Here is a 1,052-nt window from a genome sequence, read left to right as displayed (position 1 = left end):
GGCCGGGTCAGGGGGTGGTGGCGAGCAGGTGGTCGCGGAGGCCGGCGCCGTACGGGGTCGGCGTGCCGTCGTAGGAGCTGATCAGGGAGGGGCCGCTGGAGCAGTCCCAGGTGTTCCACGTCCAGCCGAGGTAGGACGCGCCGTGCGCGTCGAGCCACGCCATCAGCGTGTCGACGTAGCCGTGGCCGCAGGTGTTCTCGCCGAACTCGCCGGCGACGAGCGGCACTTCCGCGGCGACCGGCGCGATCTGCTCGTCCCAGCAGGCGGCGTCGCTGCAGTAGTTGAAGTTGTAGGAGTGCCAGGACGCCGCGAGGTTCCCGGCCGGGTCGGCGGGCCGCTGCGCGAGCCAGCGGCTGAGGTCGTTGCTGTAGCTGTTGCCGCCGACCAGGACGACGTTCTGCGCGCCGGTGCCGCGGACGGCGTCGAGGAGGTCCTGCATCCCGGCCGCCTCGAAGGTCAGGCCCGGGCAGGCGTCCCCGCCGTCCCGCCAGCACCGCCACGCCTGGTCGTAGTCCATGACCTGCAGGTTGTTCGGGTACGGCTCGTTGAACAGGTCGAAGACCACGGCCCGGTCGTCCTTGAACGCGTCGGCCAGCTGCCTCCAGAACTCGGGCGCGTACCGGGCGTCCGGCATGGGCTTCAGGCATTCGGCGGCCGCCGTGTCGCAGTGGCTGTCGTAACCCGTCCACAGTCCGTGGCTCCAGTGCAGCTCCAGGATCGGCGTGATGCCGTTCTCCGTGAGCAGGGCGACGTAGTCCTTGACCGCGTTCTGGTACGCGGTGCCGCGGTAGGCGGGTTCGACGTTGTCCAGGCCGAGCCAGCAGTCGGAGTTGAGCGGCACGCGGACCGCGTTGACGTTCCAGCTCCTGATCGCGGCGACCGACGCGGCGTCCATCGGGCCGTCCCAGAAGGCGTAGCCCTGCACGCAGGCGAACTCCCCGCCGGACCTGTTCACCCCGCGCAGCCGGACGGTCCCGCCGCCGGCGTCCACGAGCCTGTTGCCCGAGACGCTCAGCTCGGGGGCCGTCCCGCCGGGCGGGGGAGTGGTGGGC

General features: G+C 71.7%; 1 protein-coding gene. It reads right to left on the bottom strand.

Annotated elements, in window-relative coordinates; genetic code table 11:
• Nucleotides 1–7: 7 nt before the first annotated feature.
• On the bottom strand, nucleotides 8–1,052 hold a 1,045-nt coding region (locus E1200_RS33375), incomplete at its 5' end, for a cellulase family glycosylhydrolase (protein ID WP_207933677.1).

The organism is Actinomadura sp. GC306 (genome assembly GCF_004348665.1).
In the GTDB taxonomy this organism is placed as follows: domain Bacteria; phylum Actinomycetota; class Actinomycetes; order Streptosporangiales; family Streptosporangiaceae; genus Spirillospora.
This window is presented reverse-complemented; position numbering and strand designations above follow the sequence as displayed.